This window comes from Streptomyces sp. Ru71 (genome assembly GCF_002920535.1).
Taxonomy (GTDB): domain Bacteria; phylum Actinomycetota; class Actinomycetes; order Streptomycetales; family Streptomycetaceae; genus Streptomyces.
Genome location: NZ_PQSS01000005.1, coordinates 22,511 through 36,178, shown reverse-complemented (window position 1 = coordinate 36,178; position 13,668 = coordinate 22,511). Strand labels below are relative to the sequence as shown.

Annotated in this window: 13 protein-coding genes and 1 riboswitch; of the genes, 4 read left to right on the top strand and 9 right to left on the bottom strand. The window is 72.5% G+C overall.

What is annotated here, in order from left to right; all coding sequences use genetic code 11:
• Nucleotides 1–14: 14 nt before the first annotated feature.
• The 7 genes from C3489_RS04755 to fahA form a co-directional block, all read right to left on the bottom strand.
• Nucleotides 15–809: an ABC transporter ATP-binding protein gene (locus C3489_RS04755; RefSeq protein WP_181139491.1), complete on the bottom strand. Its 795-nt coding sequence runs from the start codon at nucleotides 807–809 to the stop codon at nucleotides 15–17.
• Complete coding sequence (locus tag C3489_RS38540; protein ID WP_181139490.1) at nucleotides 793–1,665, bottom strand: ABC transporter permease; 873 nt, start codon at nucleotides 1,663–1,665, stop codon at nucleotides 793–795. Before C3489_RS38540 ends, C3489_RS04755 begins: the two co-directional genes overlap by 17 nt.
• Entirely contained in the window at nucleotides 1,662–3,005 is a 1,344-nt protein-coding gene (locus tag C3489_RS04750; RefSeq protein ID WP_103780205.1) for an ABC transporter substrate-binding protein, read from the bottom strand. Before C3489_RS04750 ends, C3489_RS38540 begins: the two co-directional genes overlap by 4 nt.
• 14 nt (nucleotides 3,006–3,019) lie before the next feature.
• Nucleotides 3,020–3,247 carry a ferredoxin family protein gene (locus C3489_RS04745; RefSeq protein ID WP_053852588.1) on the bottom strand — a complete coding sequence of 76 codons (228 nt, stop codon included), beginning with the start codon at nucleotides 3,245–3,247 and terminating at the stop codon, nucleotides 3,020–3,022.
• Between the two features lie 154 nt (nucleotides 3,248–3,401).
• Nucleotides 3,402–4,190, bottom strand: coding sequence for a GntR family transcriptional regulator (locus C3489_RS04740; RefSeq protein WP_103780203.1), 789 nt, complete (start codon nucleotides 4,188–4,190; stop codon nucleotides 3,402–3,404).
• Nucleotides 4,191–4,435: 245 nt separating this feature from the next.
• Nucleotides 4,436–5,374, bottom strand: a complete 939-nt coding sequence (locus tag C3489_RS04735) for a M56 family metallopeptidase (RefSeq protein WP_103780201.1) — start codon at nucleotides 5,372–5,374, stop codon at nucleotides 4,436–4,438.
• A 253-nt stretch (nucleotides 5,375–5,627) separates the two neighbouring features.
• Nucleotides 5,628–6,842, bottom strand: coding sequence for a fumarylacetoacetase (gene fahA / locus C3489_RS04730; protein ID WP_103780199.1), 1,215 nt, complete (start codon nucleotides 6,840–6,842; stop codon nucleotides 5,628–5,630).
• Nucleotides 6,843–7,086: 244 nt separating this feature from the next.
• Here fahA and C3489_RS04725 point away from each other — a divergent pair, with 244 nt between their 5' ends.
• Complete coding sequence (locus C3489_RS04725; RefSeq protein ID WP_103780197.1) at nucleotides 7,087–8,343, top strand: ATP-grasp domain-containing protein; 1,257 nt, start codon at nucleotides 7,087–7,089, stop codon at nucleotides 8,341–8,343.
• Nucleotides 8,344–8,400: 57 nt separating this feature from the next.
• Nucleotides 8,401–9,603: an FAD-dependent oxidoreductase gene (locus C3489_RS04720; protein ID WP_103780195.1), complete on the top strand. Its 1,203-nt coding sequence runs from the start codon at nucleotides 8,401–8,403 to the stop codon at nucleotides 9,601–9,603.
• Nucleotides 9,604–9,652: 49 nt separating this feature from the next.
• On the opposite strand, the gene C3489_RS04715 is transcribed toward C3489_RS04720, so the two are convergent.
• Nucleotides 9,653–10,261, bottom strand: coding sequence for a hypothetical protein (locus C3489_RS04715; protein ID WP_258054556.1), 609 nt, complete (start codon nucleotides 10,259–10,261; stop codon nucleotides 9,653–9,655).
• 122 nt (nucleotides 10,262–10,383) lie between these two features.
• Here C3489_RS04715 and C3489_RS04710 point away from each other — a divergent pair, with 122 nt between their 5' ends.
• On the top strand, nucleotides 10,384–11,190 hold the full coding sequence (locus C3489_RS04710) for an HAD family hydrolase (protein ID WP_103780193.1): 807 nt from the start codon (nucleotides 10,384–10,386) through the stop codon (nucleotides 11,188–11,190).
• 38 nt (nucleotides 11,191–11,228) lie between these two features.
• Here the strand turns inward: C3489_RS04710 and C3489_RS04705 are convergent, their stop codons facing one another.
• Entirely contained in the window at nucleotides 11,229–11,732 is a 504-nt protein-coding gene (locus tag C3489_RS04705) for a transglycosylase SLT domain-containing protein (protein ID WP_103780190.1), read from the bottom strand.
• Nucleotides 11,733–11,737: 5 nt separating this feature from the next.
• Nucleotides 11,738–11,922, bottom strand: a riboswitch (cyclic di-AMP (ydaO/yuaA leader).
• A gap of 577 nt (nucleotides 11,923–12,499) precedes the next feature.
• On the opposite strand from C3489_RS04705, the gene C3489_RS04700 reads away from it, so the two are divergent.
• Entirely contained in the window at nucleotides 12,500–13,510 is a 1,011-nt protein-coding gene (locus C3489_RS04700; RefSeq protein WP_103780188.1) for a polyprenyl synthetase family protein, read from the top strand.
• Nucleotides 13,511–13,668: the final 158 nt, after the last annotated feature.

Genomic DNA, 13,668 nt, shown 5'->3' with positions numbered 1-13,668 from the left:
CACCGGGGTGCCTTTCAACTACCGAGCGAGGTGAGGATGTCGCGGCGCAGCGCCGTGCGCGCGGGGTCGTCGTGCGCCGCACGGTCGCGGGGACGGGGCACATCGGTCACGGCGGTGAGCTCGCCGGAGCCGAGCAGCGCCACGCGGTCGCCGAGGAAGAGGGCCTCGTCGACGTCGTGGGTGACGAAGACGACGGTGGCGCCCGTGCCGTGCAACACCTCCACCAGCAGGTCCTGCATACCGGCGCGGGTCTGCGCGTCCAGCGCGCCGAACGGCTCGTCCATCAGCACGGCACGGGGGCGGCCGGCCAGGGCGCGGGCCAGCTGGGCACGCTGGCGCTGCCCGCCCGAGACACGGTGGGGCAACTGCCCGGCCTGCTCGGCGAGATGGACGCGGGTGAGCCATTCCTCGGCCTCCACCCGGCGGGCGCGGCGCGGGACGCCGGAGATGGCGAGGGGGAGTTCCACGTTGGCCCGCAGCGTGCGCCAGGGCAGCAGCGCGTCCTCCTGGAAGACCAGGGCACGCTCGGCCGCCGGTCCGGTCAGTGGCCGGCCGTCCTGCTCCACCGTTCCGGCCAGCGGGGGCAGCAGCCCCGCGAGAGTGCGCAGCAGGGTCGACTTGCCGCAGCCGGAGGGGCCGACGACGGTGAGGATCTCGCCGGGCGCGATGTCCAGGTCGACGCCGGCGATGGCGGGTGCGTCCGGGCGGCCGAGGGTGACGCCGCGCAGGGTGAGCCGGGTGCCGCGCGCGGCCTGGGCCGGACGGGGCGTGGGCCGGGTGGCGGTGCGGGTTTCAGACGAGGTGCTCATCGCGTGCCTCCTCGCTTCGCGACGGGGACGCCGTGGCCACGACGGCGCCTCTCGGCACCTTCGGCGAGGCCGGACGGACGCGTACCGCGGGGACCTGGGAGGTGCGGGGCAGCCAGTGAGTGAGGCGGCGGCCGAGGAGTTCCACGGCGGTGGAGGTGATCCAGCCGAGCACGCCGATGGTGACCATGCCGACGAACACGCCCGGGTAGTCGACGACGGTGTAGTCCTGCCAGGTGCGATAGCCCACGCCGTACTGGCCGGAGATCATCTCGGCGGAGATCACGCAGATCCAGGACACGCCGATGCCGACCGACAGTCCGCCGAAGATGCCGGGCAGCGCGCCCGGCAGGACGACCGAGCCGAGGACGCGCCACCGCCCGCCGCCCATGGTGCGCACCGCCTCCTCCCAGACCGGGGTGAGGGCGCGCACCGCGTGCCGGGTGGAGACCAGGACGGGGAAGAAGGCGGCGGTGCAGGTGATGAAGACGATGCCTTGTTCGTTGGACGGGAAGAGCAGGATCGCGACGGGGACGAGGGCGATGGCGGGGATGGGACGGACCACTTCCAGCAGTGGGCCGAGCAGGTCCTCGGCGAGCCGCGAGCGGGCCACGAGCACGCCGGTGGCGACGCCCAGGACGGCCGCGAGGAGGAAGCCGGAGGCGATACGGGTCAGGCTGTCGGTGAGGTCCGTCCAGTAGTCGGGGCCGCTCACCCGCTCGGCGAAGGTGCGGACGACGTCGGTGACCGTGGGGAACTGCGAGAAGCGCAGCCACAGGTCGACGTCCAGGCTGGTCAGCAGCTGCCACACGCCGAGAGCGGCGGCCAGCGACAGGACGCGCAGCGCGTACCGGGTCATGAGGCCCGCTCCAGTGCTTCGGCGTACGTGACGACCCGCGCGCCGCCGTGCCCGTCGACGTAGGCCCGGGCGGTCGCCGGGGCGACGAACGGCAGCAGCTTGGTGCCGTCGGCCACCCACACCGCCTTGTCGGCGAACCACGGGGTGCCGGTGGTGGCGTCGGCGACGTAGGCGGCGCGGACGGTGTCGCGGTGCCGTTTCACATGGCTCAGCAGGGCCGCGGGGGAGGGCAGCTGAAGCGTCTTGTCCGCGCCCTTGGGCCAGACCTCGGCGGCGGCCGGGGCGGGGGTGGCGGTCAGTCGCCGGGTGTAGTCGGCGCCGAGGGCCTGCTTGACGTAGTGGTCGTCGACGAAGGCGTCCACGTCGATGTCGCCGGTCAGTTTCGCCGCCTTCAGGATCGCCACGTCCTGCTTGAGCGCGGCGACGAGCTGAGGCTTGACGGCCGGGTCGAAGGTGGCGATGCCGTGGGCGCCGTTGTAGAGGTAGACGACCTCGGCGGGCAGCCCGGTGGCGTCGGCGACCTTCTCGGCGGCGGTCACGGGGTGGGCGCCGAGGTAGTCGGTGGCTTCGGTCTGGGCCTTGAGGAAGGCCTCCAGCACGGCCGGGTGCTTCTTCGCGAAGTCCTCGCGTGCGGTGACGCCGTGGAAGGTGGGCAGGTTCAGCTGGGCGCCGTCGTACAGCGCCTTCGCCTTGCCCTGGTAGGCGAGCAGGCCGGGCCAGGCGACGAACTGCGACAGCGCGTCGGCGCTCCCCGCGGTCAGGGCGGAGGCGCCGACGGCGGGCTGCTGGTTGAGCTTCTCGATGCCCTTGTCGGGGTCGATGCCGGCGCGTTGCAGGGCCCGGACGAGCGTGCCGTCGGCGGCGGAGCCGACGGAGGTGGACACCTTCTTGCCCTTGAGGTCGGTCAGGGAGGCGAGCGGGGAGTCGGGCGCGGTGACGATGGTGTTGAGTCCGCCGCGGAGGTTGTAGCCGGTGACGGAGACCAGGTGGGTGGGGCGGTTCAGCTGCTTGCCGCGGGCGGCGTTGATGAGCAGCGGGAAGTCGCCCATCGAACCGATGTCGATCTTGCCGGCGGTCATCTGGGCGGTGATGGGGGCGCCGGTGGCGTAGTCCTGCCAGACGACCTTGTAGCTGTGGCCGTCGTGCAGGGCGTTCAGCTGCTTCTCGAACGAGCCGAGGGAGCGCAGCAGGGTGCCGGCGGTGACGGTGTTGATGGTCCGGGACTGGTAGCCGACGGTGACGGTGACCGTGGCGCCGTCACCGCCCGCCGCGGCGTTGCCGCCGCAGGCGGTCACGGACGCGAGGAGCACGACGGCGACAGCAAGGGCTTGGGGCTTCATGGGGTGGGGACCTCTCACCGGAGCAGATAGGGCATGTTGACCGTGACGGCTCCGGTGGGACAGCGGGCCGCGCACGGGCCGCAGTACCAGCACTCGTCGACGTGCATGTACGCCTTGCCGCTGGAGGTGTCGATGGCGAGGGAGTCCAGCGGGCACATGTCCACGCAGAGCGTGCAGCCGTCGATGCACTTGGACTCGTCGATGGTCACGGGCACGTCGGCCCGCTGGGGCACCAAGGGCATGGCTGTCTCCAGAGATCCGGAAAAGTCCGCAGGGATGTCCGCGGGAGAAGTCGCCGCGGCCGTGAACCGATCGGGCCCTGCCGAACGATGAAGAGGTGAAGGGCCGGCGGGACCGGAGCGGACCGGAAGGGGGCGGGATGGGTACGGGAAGGTGTCAGACGGAGCGGTGCAGCAGTCCGCTCATGGAGATGCGGTCGCCGCGGAAGCGGATGAACTCCAGGTCCACCGGGCGCCCGTCACACAGGTGCGTGAGACGCTCCAGCATCAGGACGGCCGCTGAGCGCGGCGCCTCCAGTACGGCGGCGGAGTGGGCGTCCGCGTTCACCGCCTCCAGGGTGATCTCGGCATGGCCGAGACGCAGGCCGGTGATGGCCTCCAGGAGACGGAAGACGTCGGTGTTCTCCAGATCGGCGCCGAGCAGGGCGGTGCCGATGTCGAGCGGGATGTAGGTCAGGTCGAGCGAGAGCGGCAGTCCGTTCAGGCGGCGCAGCCGCTCGATGTAGAGGACGTCGGCTCCGGGCGGGACGTGCAGCCGGTCGGCAACGGGTCCCGGCGCGGGGACGGGGCCCATGGTGCGGACCTCGTTGGTGACCCGGCCGTGTTCGTGCAGGGTTTCGGCCAGGCCCATCAGACGGTCGAGCCCATGGGGGTACTTACGGGCGACGACGACCGTGCCGACGCCGGGCAGGCGGTCGACGAGGCCCTCGGAGCGCAGGAGGTCGAGAGCCTGCCGGACGGTGTTGCGGGAGGTGCGGTAGTCGGTGGCGAGGACGGATTCATGGGGGAGCGTGCCGGTCTCGAAGCCGCCGGTGAGGAGCTGGCGGCGGAGCAGATCGGCGAGCTGCCGGGCCCGGTCGGCGCGCAGCCGGCGCCGTGCGCGGTGGGCGGCGACGGTGGTCGCGCCCTGCCCGGCGTGGTCCCGGATGCGGTCGGTGGCTGGCATGGCTGGAACCATACCGACGAGGTAGGAAACGGAGTGTTGCCGAAGTGTTGCGCCACTTGACGACCCGTCGGATGTGGATCTGACCTGGGGCTTCGAGTGGCAGCGGGAAAGATCTGCCACTCCTTGAGCGGGTTCGGTGCGGGCGCCCGACGTCCTGGCCGGGCGGCTCGGTGCGGACGGCCGGTGCCCTGGCCTGGCCGCTCGGTGCGGACGGTCGGTGCCCTGGACTGGACGCCCGGTGTGCGTCAGGTCAGCGCTGTCAGCCCGGGGGCGAAGGCGATCAGCAGCGGCAGCAGGGGGACCAGCGCGGCCACGGTCGTCGTCAGGGCCCGGCGGCGGCGGTCCAGCCGGGGCGGGGGCTGGAGCAGGCGGTCGACCCGCTCGCCCAGCAGGCGGTGGCTGGAGGCGCAGGAGAGCACGCCGCGGTGCTGGTTCAGCTCGATCAGGGCCAGGGCGGTGGTCAGGTGGCCGCAGCGGCGGGAGGCGGTGTCGTCGGCGGCCAGTTCGACCAGGCGGTGGGTCTGGTCGCAGAAGTGGGCGAAGAGCGGAACGCGGGGGAAACCGGTGGCCAGTGCGGTGGACAGGTGCAGCAGCCAGTCGTGGTGGGCGCGGGCGTGGTCGCGCTCGTGGGTGAGGACGGCGTCGAGCTGGTGGGAGGTGAGGCGGTGCAGGGCGCCGGTGGTGACGACCAGCTGGGGCGGATGGCCGGGCATCCACCAGGCGTCGGGGTACTCGTCCTCCAGCACGAGCAGCGGGCCGCGCGCCGGGCCCAGCCCGGCCGGCAGCTCGGGGGCGCGTTCGCGCAGATGGGCCCGGGCCAGGCCGCGGCGCTTCCGGGCCTCCACCAGCTCACGGGCGAGCATCGCGGTGGTCCAGGCGGCACCGCAGGCCAGCAGCAGGGTGAGCGCCACCGCCCAGGCCGGCGCCGACGCCAGGTCGTACGCCTCGGTCACACCCGGAGGCGCGGGCGCGAACAGCTGGGTGCGCACGGTGTGGAAGACGGCGGCGGTGCTGAGCGCCAGGGCGGCCAGGCAGCACAGCAGGACGGTCGCGACGAGGCACTGCCACACCCACAGGGCGACGACCGGCTCCCGCTCGGGCCAGGCGGCCCGGGTCAGCGCGCGCGGGACCGGTACGGCGGCCGTGAGGGCGACGACACTCAGCAGGAGCAGGCAGACGGTCATGCCACGGGCTCCGGATCCTGGTCGGACGGGGGCAGGGGTGGTCGTGCGGGCGGCGGACGCGGTCGCTCGGCGGCTCGGTGAGCGCGTCCGCCGCCAGTATGACGGCCCCAGCGGTGACACGTCAGCCCGTGACGACGGCCCGGGGTCGGGGGTGTCAGGCCGTGACGACGGCCCGGGGTCGGGGGTGTCGGCCCGTGACGACGGCCCGGGGCCGGGGGTGTCGGCCCGTGACGCCGGCCCCGGGTCCGGGGTGTCAGTCCGTGACGATGCGGCCCGTCACCTCGCCCAGGCCCACCCGGGCGCCGTCCGGGCCGGGAGCCCAGGCGGACAGGGTCACCACGTCGCCGTCCTGAAGGAAGGTCCGCTTGCCTTCGGGGAGTTCGAGAGGGTCGCGGCCGTTCCAGGTCAGCTCCAGCAGGGAGCCGCGCTGCGCGGGCTCGGGGCCGCTGACCGTGCCGGAGCCGTAGAGGTCGCCGGTGCGCAGCGAGGCGCCGTTGACCGTCATGTGCGCCAGCTGCTGGGCGGCCGTCCAGTACATGGTGGAGAAGGGGGGCTCGGAGACGACATGGCCGTTGATGGCGACGGAGATGCGCAGGTCGTAGCCGCCGGGCTCGTCGGTGGAGTCGTCGAGGTAGGGCAGCAGCGGGTGGGTGCGCTCCGGGGGTGCCACCCGGGCCTCCTCCAGGGCCTCCAGCGGGGTGATCCACGCCGACACCGAGGTGGCGAAGGACTTGCCGAGGAAGGGGCCGAGGGGGACGTACTCCCAGGCCTGGATGTCGCGGGCCGACCAGTCGTTGAGCAGGCACAGCCCGAAGACGTGGTCGCGGAAGTCGCCGAGGGCGACCGGCTCGCCGAGGGCGGAGGGGGCGCCGACGACGAAGCCGACCTCGGCCTCGATGTCGAGGCGGACGGAGGGGCCGAAGACGGGTGCCGCGTCCGTCGGGGCCTTGCGCTGGCCCGAGGGGCGCCGGATGTCGGTGCCGGAGACCACCACGGTGCCGGAGCGGCCGTGGTAGCCGATGGGCAGGTGCTTCCAGTTGGGGGTGAGGGAGTCGGCGGCGTCGGGGCGGAAGATCTGGCCGACGTTGCGGGCGTGGTTCTCGGACGCGTAGAAGTCGACGTAGTCGGCGACCTCGAAGGGCAGATGCAGGGTCACCGAGGACAGGGGGTGGAAGAACGGCTCCACGGCCTCGCGGTGCGAGGGCACCGTCACCCACGCCGTCAGTGCGCGCCGTACGTCGGACCAGGTGGTGCGGCCGGCGGCGAGGAGCGGGTTCAGCGAGGGCTGGGCGAGCAGGGCGGCGTAGGGGGAACCGAGCGCCATGGCCGCCGCGCCGGCGTCGAGCACGTGGTCGCCGAGCCGGACGCCGACCCGCCGCTCGGCCGGAGAACCGGCCGGCGAGAAGACGCCGTACGGAAGATTGTGCGCACCGAAGGGGTCGCCTTCGGGGACGTCGAAGGGGGGCATGCGGTGCAGCCTCGCTTTCGTGCACGTGGGACACGGCGCCAGGGCCGTGCGGTCAGGTGGTCGCGGCACACGTTACGGCGGAGGCACCTGTCTTGGGCAGTGTCTAAAGAGTTTGCAATGTCCCTTTTGGTCTTGTCGGAGGTGGCAATTCCGGCTTAGCGTCCTTTGCGGGGAAACACGGGCGGAGCCATCCGTTCCGTCGGGGGGACACGTGGGGGGACCCGTGGCCAGGAGTGCCGGAAGCGTGCCGTTCGAGGCCGACCGTGGGGTGCCGGGCCTGATCGTGAAGTTCGGTGACTATCCGCTGCATCACGGCGGTGTAGGGGCGATCCGCAGTCTGGGGCGCCTCGGCGTGCCCATGTACGCGATCACCGAGGACCGCTGCACGCCGGCCGCCGCCTCGCGCTATCTCCGGCGGGCGTTCGTGTGGCGGACGACGGGTACGGAGGAGCCGGGGCGCCTGGTGGAGGGGCTGCTGCGGATCGGGCGCCGGATCGGCCGGCCGGCCGTGCTCATCCCCACCGACGAGGAGGCCGCGGTGCTGATCGCCGAGCACCAGGAGCAGCTGGCCGGGCCGTTCCTCTTCCCGCGCGTCGCCCCGGACCTGCCGCGCCGGCTGGCCAGCAAGCAGGGGCTGCACGAGCTGTGCGCCGAGCACGGCATCCCCAGCCCGGCGGCCGCGTTCCCGCGGTCGTACGACGACATCGTGGCGTTCGCCGAGAGGGCCCGCTTCCCGGTGGTGGCCAAGAACCGGGAGGCGTTCCTGCGCCGCGCGCGGCCGGCGGTCAACGGCACCACCCGCATCGCCACCCGCGACGTGCTGCTGGCCCTCGCCCGGGACTGGGGCGAGCGGCCCGGGGTGATCCTGCAGGAGTACCTGCCGCGGGAGCAGGCAGAGGACTGGATCGTGCACGCCTGCTTCGGGGCGGACTCCACGCCGCTGGCGATGTTCACCGGCGTTAAGGTCCGCTCCTGGCCGCCGCACGCCGGAATGACGGCGCACGCCTACGTCGTCGACAACCCGGAACTCGCCGACCTCGCCGCACGTTTCATCAAACAGATCGGCTTCACCGGGATCATCGACCTCGATCTGCGCTTCGACCGGCGCGACGGACTGTACAAACTCCTCGACTTCAACCCGCGCATGGGCGCCCAGTTCCGGCTCTTCGAGAACGAGGCGGGAGTGGACGTGGTCCGCGCCATGCACCTGGATCTGACCGGGCGCACCGTTCCGGAGGGGGAACAGCGCGCCGGTCACCGCTACATCGTGGAGAACATCGACCTGCCCGCCCTGCTCGCCTACCGCCGCAGCGGCTATACGACGCCGCACGCGCCGGCCCGGGCGAGCGGCACGGAGCTGGCCTGGTTCGCGGGTGACGACCCGCTGCCGTTCCTCACGATGCTGGCGCGCTTCGCGCGACCCGGCGTGAAGCACCTGTATCAGCTGTGGCGGACGCACCGCCGCGGCAGCACCGGACCGGGCGGACGCCTGCAGCCGTAGCACCCGTCCCGGCCGGAACACGAAGTGACGAAGTGTGACGTCCTGGGGAGGGACTTCGTGAACCAACCGGTTGCCGTCATCGGGGCGGGCCCGTTCGGCCTGTCCACCGCCGCCCATCTGCGGGCGCGCGCCGTCCCGGTCCGCGTCTTCGGTGATCCCATGGTCAGCTGGCGCGACCACATGCCCGCCGGGATGCTCCTGAAATCGACCCCCGCGGCCTCCGACATCGACTGCCCGCAGCGCGGGCACACCCTCGCCGACTACTGCACCGAGGCCGGCATCCGGCGCCTGGTCACCGACGAGGACATCGTTCCCGTCGAGACGTTCATCGCCTACGGCGAGTGGTTCCAGCAGCAGCTGGTGCCCGAGCTGGAGCGGGTGCGGGTGGTCTCCGTGGACCGGCGCACCGGCGGCGGATTCGAGCTGAAGCTGGACTCCGGGGAGCAGTTCACCGCGCGGGCCGTGGTCGTGGCGACCGGTCTGTCCGGCCTGTCCCACCTGCCCCGCGAGCTGGCCGCGGCCGCGCCGGACGGACCCGCCGCCACGGCCCCGGTCTCGCACAGCTCCCAGCACCACGACCTCACCCGCTTCGCCGGCCGCGAGCTGATCGTCGTCGGCGCGGGACAGTCGGCGCTGGAGACCGCGGTGCTCGCCGCCGAGGCCGGTGCCCGGGTCCGGGTGGTCGCCCGTGGCCGGGGCCGGGTCGCCTTCGGGGCGCCGCCGTGGGACCAGCCCCGGCTGCGGCCCCGGTCGCCGTTCGGCCGGGCCTGGTCGCTGTGGGCGCTCAGCTACTACCCGCACCCCTACCGCTATCTGCCCGCCGGGATACGCCACCACCTGGTCCGCCGGGTCCTCGGTCCGCTCGGGGCCTGGTGGCTGCGCGAGCGGTTCGCGGGGAAGGTGCGGGTCAGCGAGGTGGCACGGATCGTGCGGGCGGAGGCGACGGGCGAGGGCACCGCCCTCACCGTCCGCACCCACGCCGGACGCACCGAGCGGCTCACCGCCGACCATGTGATCGCGGCGACCGGCTACCGGGTGAACATCGCGGCCATGGACTTCCTCGGCCACGAACTGCGTACCGCGCTCGCCGTCAGCCGCGGCGCCCCGAGGCTCGGCGCCGGGTATGTGTCGTCGGTCCCCGGCCTGTACTTCACGGGCCTGCCGGCCGCCGCCTCCTACGGCCCGGTGATGCGGTTCGTGTGCGGCACGGAGTTCGCCTCCCCGCGGCTGGCCCGGCACCTGCAGGCGGCACACGGCTGACAGGGCTCCGCGCGCGGGGCGCGGCGCCCCTCGCCCCCGGCCCGGAGGGCTACGCCTCCTGCGCGTGCTGCCAGGCCAGGAAGCCGGTGATCAGTTCCGGCGGGTTGGCGGCCTCGGTGGCCTCCACCTCCCAGCCGGGGCAGTCCATGTCGAAGACGACCACCGGCAGCGGGCGGCCGAGGACCTTCTCGATCAGGCCGCTCGCGTGCAGATGGCGGGCGAGGTCGAGGCAGGAGTCGGCGAAGTACTGGCGCAGCAGGTCGCCCTGGGCGTCCCGCTCCTCGCGCACGGCCTCGGGCACGGCGGGGTCGTCGGGGTCGCCGTCGAACCAGAGCCCCAGCTGCCGGGCGCGCGCGGTGAACAGCGGGGCGCCGGCCGGGTCCTCGGGGACGTTGCCGAGGGTCTCGAAGCCGTCGAGGAGCCAGCAGGCGTAGTTCCAGCGGGCCTCGCCGGGGTCCTCGGGGCGCCGCTCGCGCTCGTACTGGGACTCGGTGTTGTAGCCGATGGCCACGTAGGGGTGGCGGTTGTCGTAGTCCACGCGCCAGATACGGAAGGAGAGGGCGTAGATCTCGGGGACGTCCGCGGTGGGGAAGCGTTCGAGGACGCCTGCGGCGGCCTGCCTCAGATGCTGCTGGAAACGGTCCGGTCCGGTCGTCACTGGGTGCGCCTCCCCACGGTCAGTGAGGCAACAGCCTCCCACGGTGCCGCGGGCCCGCGTGGGCCGGGGGAGGGGGAAACCGGTGGTGAACGGGTGACCTGTGGGGTCCGTATTCTCTGATCATGGCCGCACCCCTCGCATATGCCCTCATCGCCACTGACCTGGACGGAACGCTGCTGCGCGGCGACGACACGCTCTCCGACCGGTCCCTGGCCGCGCTCGCCCGGGTGGCCGATGCCGGCGCGCGCCACCTGGTGGTGACCGGCCGCCCGGCGCCCCGGGTGCGGCCGCTGCTGGAGGACCTGGGCTCCACGGGGCTCGCGGTGTGCGGGCAGGGCGCGCAGGTGTACGACGCCCGCGCGGACCGCCTGCTGTGGTCGGTGACGCTCGACCGGGAGCTGGCCGAGACCGCGCTCGGCAAGATCGAGGCCGAGGTGGGGCAGGTGTACGCCGCGGTCGACCAGGACGGGGTGGACGGGCTGACGCTGATCGAGCCCGGCTACCGGATGCCGCACCCGACCCTGCCGGCGGTGCGGGTCGGGCGGCGCGACGACCTGTGGGAGGAGCCGATCAGCAAGGTGCTGCTGCGCCATCCCGACCTGTCCGACGACGAGTTGGCGGCGACGGCGCGCGCGGTGGTCGGCTCGCTGGCGACGGTGACCATGTCGGGGCCGGGGACCGTGGAGCTCCAGCCGTGCGGGATCACCAAGGCGACCGGGCTGGCGCTGGCCGCCGAACACCTCGGACTGGGCCCCGAGCGGGCCCTGGCCTTCGGGGACATGCCGAACGACATCCCGATGTTCGCCTGGGCCGCCCGCGGAGTGGCCATGGCCAACGCCCATCCCGAGCTGAAGGCCGTCGCCGACGAGGTCACCTTGTCGAACGAGGACGACGGCATCGCCGTCGTCCTCGAACGTCTCTTCCCCTGATGAGGCAGGGGCTCACCCGGTGTGACGGGGTGGGTGACTCAGTACGCGCCGAACACGTTGTCGATCGAGCCGTAGCGGGCGGCCGCGTAGTTGCAGGCCGCGGTGATGTTGGCGATCGGGTCGTAGGGGTCCATGGAGGTGCCCGGCACGTGGTAGGCGAGGAACGTCGGGTCGATGACCTGCAGCAGGCCCTTGGACGGGGTGCCGGCGACCGCGTTGGAGTCCCACAGGTTGATGGCGGCGGGGTTGCCGGAGGACTCCCGGATCACGTTGCGGTAGATGCCGTCGTAGGTCCCGGGGATGCCGCGCTGGGCCATGATGTCCAGCGACTGGCGGATCCAGCCGTCGAGGTTGTTCGGGTAGACCGAGTTCGCGGCGGTGATCACGGTCGCCGAGGTGGCGGTGGTGGCCGGGGTGGCCGCGGAGGCGCTGGTCGCGCCGAAGAGCGGGAGCGCGAGGGCGGCGGCACCGGTGCCGGCGACGGCGAGGGTGCGGACGATGCGGGACGTGCGGGTGCGGCGGTGCTGACCGGCAGCAGGCATGACGAAGTTCCTCTCCCACGCCTGCGAGGTGAGCTGTCGGGTTCGGGCTGGAGATGCCCGGCCGGCCGCGAAGGCGGCACGGCTTCACCCCGAGCCGGCCCGGGGTGTCGTCGGCTGACGACGCCCGGTTCGGCGACTTACCTGGGTCCCCCGCTCCTGCCGTACACGGATGAGTTGGTCCGATGGGTGATGCCGGACGGCGGCAGGATTCGGCGTCCGCCCGACAGGCCGGGAAGTTATGCGAGAGCGCATGCCGGGAACAAGTACCGAATTCACCTATCACCCCAGTTGACCTTGGTCGAGGCCGTTTGGACCGCTTGATCCTTTGCGGTCGCCAAGGCCCAACCGGCCTGTGCCCGCAAGGGGAAACGGGGTGCGGGACGGGTGGTGGCCGGCGGGCGGGGCGCGTGACCCAATTCACTGGCGTCACAGCTGCCACACAATTGGAACCAAGGTGACTAAGGCGAATCGGCTGATTAATTACGGCAAAACGGGCAGTCGGGTCGTGTTGTGGCAAGGCGGGGGCCGGTGGTTCGCAGAGGGTGAGGTGGTGGTCTTCAGGGTGTGAGCGTGGTCCATATCGGTACTTTTCGGTTGATCAGATTTGATCAGTAAACATATCGGGCGTGATCCGATACCGCCGGGCCTGTAACCGTGGGCGCTATCGGTGATCGAAACGTGACCGGATACGCTGACTTGAGTGATGTCAGCGACCTATCGACAAACCGTGTAATCGCCAACCGGCACCAGCAGACAGGAGACCCCTCGTGACCGTCGTCGGGCCGTTCGGGCTTAGCGTGCGGGACCAGGCTCTCGAAGCCGATGTCCAGGCCGGATTGGCGGCTGTCGAGGAAGGGTTGCTCGAAGCCACCAAGAGCGAGGTTCCCTTCATCACGGAGGCCGCCCAGCACCTGGTGCGGGCGGGCGGGAAGCGGTTCAGGCCGCTGCTCGTGATGCTCGCGGCGCAGTTCGGTGACCCCTACGCCCCGGGTGTCGTCCCGTCGGCCGTCGTGGTGGAGCTGACCCACCTCGCGACGCTGTACCACGACGACGTCATGGACGAGGCCGCCGTGCGGCGCGGCGTGGCCAGCGCGAACACCCGGTGGGGCAACTCGGTCGCCGTACTGACCGGGGACTTCCTCTTCGCCCGGGCCTCGCAGATCCTCGCCGACCTCGGGCCCGAGGCGGTACGCGTACAGGCACTGGCGTTCGAGCGGCTGGTCACCGGGCAGATCCTGGAGACCGCCGGCCCGCAGGACGGGCGGGACCCGGTCGACCACTACCTTGAGGTGCTCGGCGGCAAGACGGGGTCGCTGGTGGCCGTGTCGTGCCGGTTCGGGGCGATGATGTCCGGCGCCGACGAGACGGTCGTCGACGTGCTGACGCAGTACGGGGAGCGCCTCGGCGTCGCCTTCCAGCTGGCCGACGACGTGCTCGACATCGCGTCCGACTCGCACGAGTCGGGCAAGACGCCGGGGACGGACCTGCGCGAGGGCATCGCGACGCTGCCCGTGCTGCGGCTGCGTGAGCGGGCCGAGCGGCTCGGGCTGCCCGAGGACCGCGCGCTGTGCGAGCTGCTGGACTCCGACCTGAGCGACGACGCGCGGCACACCGAGGCGCTCACCGCGCTGCGCGCGCACCCCGCGCTGGAGCAGGCGCGGCGGGACACCGTGCGGTACGCCGAGGAGGCGCGGGCCGCGCTGGCACCGCTGCCGGAGTGCGACGCGAAGGCCGCGCTGCTCGAACTGTGCGACGCGGTGGTGCACCGGGCCGGCTGAGGAGCCGCCTGCCTCCCAGGCCCCTGCCACGCGGGCCCCTCCCACGCGCGCCCTTGCCACGCGGGCCCCTGCCACGCGCGCCGTGCCCCGCGCGCCCCTCCTGAACGCGCTCCCACCCGCGCGCTCCCTCTCAGGTATCCCCCGCGCCCCTCACTCTC

Coding starts and splice junctions, on each gene's coding strand:
- C3489_RS04735 (WP_103780201.1), bottom strand. CDS start 5,374: ATGACCGTCTGCCTGCTCCTGCTGAGTGTCGTCGCCCTCACGGCCGCC.
- C3489_RS04705 (WP_103780190.1), bottom strand. CDS start 11,732: ATGCCTGCTGCCGGTCAGCACCGCCGCACCCGCACGTCCCGCATCGTC.
- C3489_RS04750 (WP_103780205.1), bottom strand. CDS start 3,005: ATGAAGCCCCAAGCCCTTGCTGTCGCCGTCGTGCTCCTCGCGTCCGTG.
- C3489_RS38540 (WP_181139490.1), bottom strand. CDS start 1,665: ATGACCCGGTACGCGCTGCGCGTCCTGTCGCTGGCCGCCGCTCTCGGC.
- fahA (WP_103780199.1), bottom strand. CDS start 6,842: ATGCCCCCCTTCGACGTCCCCGAAGGCGACCCCTTCGGTGCGCACAAT.
- C3489_RS04755 (WP_181139491.1), bottom strand. CDS start 809: ATGAGCACCTCGTCTGAAACCCGCACCGCCACCCGGCCCACGCCCCGT.
- C3489_RS04710 (WP_103780193.1), top strand. CDS start 10,384: ATGGCCGCACCCCTCGCATATGCCCTCATCGCCACTGACCTGGACGGA.
- C3489_RS04745 (WP_053852588.1), bottom strand. CDS start 3,247: ATGCCCTTGGTGCCCCAGCGGGCCGACGTGCCCGTGACCATCGACGAG.
- C3489_RS04740 (WP_103780203.1), bottom strand. CDS start 4,190: ATGCCAGCCACCGACCGCATCCGGGACCACGCCGGGCAGGGCGCGACC.